The sequence below is a fragment of the Mesorhizobium sp. M1A.F.Ca.IN.022.07.1.1 genome (assembly GCF_003997575.1).
Lineage (GTDB): Bacteria > Pseudomonadota > Alphaproteobacteria > Rhizobiales > Rhizobiaceae > Mesorhizobium.
In genome coordinates, this window is sequence record NZ_RZST01000530.1 from 1 (window position 1) to 2,607 (window position 2,607).

At 60.5% G+C, this 2,607-nt stretch carries 3 protein-coding genes, 1 other RNA gene and 1 pseudogene; 3 read left to right on the forward strand and 2 right to left on the reverse strand.

The genetic code is table 11. The annotated features are described in order from the left end of the window. Positions 1-249, reverse strand: a transfer-messenger RNA (tmRNA) gene (gene ssrA / locus EOA75_RS31660); the annotation flags it as partial. Between the two features lie 170 nt (positions 250-419). Here ssrA and EOA75_RS31665 point away from each other — a divergent pair. Next, positions 420-731: a DUF2853 family protein gene (locus EOA75_RS31665; RefSeq protein ID WP_127326048.1), complete on the forward strand. Its 312-nt coding sequence runs from the start codon at positions 420-422 to the stop codon at positions 729-731. Positions 732-871: 140 nt separating this feature from the next. Then, positions 872-1,666: a thymidylate synthase gene (locus EOA75_RS31670; protein ID WP_127326049.1), complete on the forward strand. Its 795-nt coding sequence runs from the start codon at positions 872-874 to the stop codon at positions 1,664-1,666. Positions 1,667-1,702: 36 nt separating this feature from the next. Here the strand turns inward: EOA75_RS31670 and EOA75_RS31675 are convergent. Further along, positions 1,703-1,857: pseudogene (locus tag EOA75_RS31675) on the reverse strand (TOBE domain-containing protein); the annotation flags it as partial. 203 nt (positions 1,858-2,060) lie between these two features. Here EOA75_RS31675 and modA point away from each other — a divergent pair. Beyond that, the coding region (modA, locus tag EOA75_RS31680) for a molybdate ABC transporter substrate-binding protein (protein WP_127326050.1) at positions 2,061-2,607 on the forward strand (547 nt) is incomplete at its 3' end.

Below are 2,607 nucleotides of genomic sequence, written 5' to 3' on the forward strand. Positions count from 1 at the left end.
GTTGTCGTTGGCAACTATAAGTTTAGCCCGATGACGGTGGTACAATGCCGGGCAAAAGTACGATCTTTACACCTTCGTCGATCCTATTTCGCCCCCAGCAAAAGCCGCTCCCTTTGGAAGAGCGGTTTTTGGTGGAGGCGCCGGGTACCGCCCCCGGGTCCGAACGGCTTATTTCATCGCCTGTTTATCGCCATAGTCGGTCAAGCCGACGAAGCGAATATAGGGAGCGGTTACGGAAAATGAAAGGGCCAAGTCGAGGCTTGTCCCCTGCGCCAAACTCGACAGCCGAGGGTTGACTTGCGCGTCTACTCAATCGAAGCTCCGCCGGCGATGAGGAATATCCTGACCTAGCGCACAAGTTGCGCGGCGCGCCACAAGCCTCATCGATCGGATCCGTGGCGCCGACGAGGGGAAGTTTCATGGCCGACTATCTTGCGGATGTGAAGAAATACGATGCCGGCGCCAGCGCCGATGCGGTCGAGAAGATCGTCAAGCATCTGGGCATCGCGCTCAGGAACCGCGATTCCTCCTTGGTCTCCTGCGCAGACCCGAAGGAGCTCGAGCGCGTCCGGGACAACTGGGTGACCAAGAAGCTTGGGATTGTCGACGCCAAGAAGGCCGACGCCTCGATCGAGAAGGCGTGCAAGGCGATGGCCGCCGACAACACCAAGAGCCGCGTGACTTTTTACTATCTGGTGGCGAAGGATCTGGGCAAACTGGGTTCTCTCTGAGGCAAGGCTATCGGCAGCCGGCATGGCAACGTGCCGGCGCCGTCGATTTTCCGGCGCCGGATCGACACCTGTAGGCTTTGGGTATTCGACCGACGGCCAGTCGGCTATGATCGCTTGTCATCCGAATCGAGGCCGAGCCGATGCGCCAATATCTCGACCTGTTGAAGCATGTGCTGGAGAACGGCGCCGATCGCGGCGACCGCACCGGTACCGGCACGCGGTCGGTGTTCGGCTACCAGATGCGCTTCGACCTTTCACGCGGCTTCCCGGTCACCACCACCAAGAAGCTGCATCTGAAGTCGATCATCCACGAGTTGCTGTGGTTCCTGGCCGGCGATACCAACATCAAATATCTCAACGACAACGGCGTCACCATCTGGGACGAATGGGCCGACGAGAACGGCGATCTCGGCCCTGTCTACGGCAGGCAGTGGCGCTCATGGCCGGATGGGCCCGGCGGCGAGATCGACCAGATCGCCGCCCTTCTCAAGGAGATACGCAAGAATCCCAATTCGCGCCGGCTGATCGTCTCAGCCTGGAATCCGGCCCAAGTGGAGGCGATGGCGCTGCCGCCCTGCCATTGCCTGTTCCAGTTCTACGTTTCGGAAGGCCGGCTCTCCTGCCAGCTCTACCAGCGCTCGGCCGACATTTTCCTGGGCGTGCCGTTCAACATCGCATCCTACGCCCTGCTGACGATGATGGTGGCGCAGGTCACCGGCCTGAAGCCTGGCGATTTCGTCCATACGCTCGGCGATGCGCATCTTTACTCGAACCATTTCGATCAGGCGCGCGAGCAGATGCGGCGCACGCCGAAGCCGCTGCCGACAATGTGGATCAACCCGGATGTGAAGGATCTTTTTGCCTTCCGCTTCGAGGATATCCGCCTCGAGAACTATTTTGCGGACGCCAATATCAAGGCGCCGATCGCGGTATAAGGCCCAGTTTGAGCGCTGCCAGCGCTCAAGTCGCCAGTCAATCCCGACGACGACGTCGGAGGCCTTGATCACCTATAGGTCTGCTTGCCCAGTCGCAGATCGGCCACCGCTTCGTTGGTGATCGAAGCCGTGTCGAGGACGCCGCCCCCGATAGCTATCCTGACATGCGAGGTGGTCGATCCCTCGACGATTTCTGTGACCTTGCCTTTAGGACATTGCCGGCGCTGATCTACATCTACCTATGCCTCGCTGTATCGAACGGACTTCACCGTGGGCTGGTGGGATCCTGTCGTGCAACGGCGCGGAGCCTAAAAATCCTTTTCTTGTTATGTTCATCCGGATATATCGAATCAGAGCTCGAACCGAACGGATTTTCAGAAGAGGGCGAGGTTTCATGACGGGCAAGGGTTTTGGATTGAAGGTGATGGCCATTGGCGGACTGACGGCAGCGCTGATGGCGGCTGTGCCGGCAGCCCACGCCGACGACAAGGTGATCGTGTTCGCCGCGGCCAGTCTCAAGGACGCGCTCGATGTGGTCAACAAGGCCTGCGAGCCCGAGGTCGGCGAAGCGGCCACGATTTCCTATGCGGCAAGCTCGGCGCTGGCCAAGCAGATCGAGGGCGGCGCGCCAGCCGATGTCTTCGTCTCGGCAGACCTCGAATGGATGAAGTATCTGTCTGACAAGAAGCTGACCAGGCCCGACACCGAGGTGAAGCTGCTCGGCAACCAGATAGTGCTCGTGGCGCCGCAAGATTCCAAGGTCGAGGCGAAGGTCGAGAAGGGCTTCGATCTCGCCGGGCTCATCCGCGACGGTCGGCTCGCCATGGGGGATTTCAAGGCGGTGCCCGCCGGCAAATACGGCAAGGCGGCGCTGGAATGGCTGGGCGTCTGGTCCTCGGTCGAAGGCAAGGTCGCGCAGGCCGAGAATGTCCGCGCCGCGC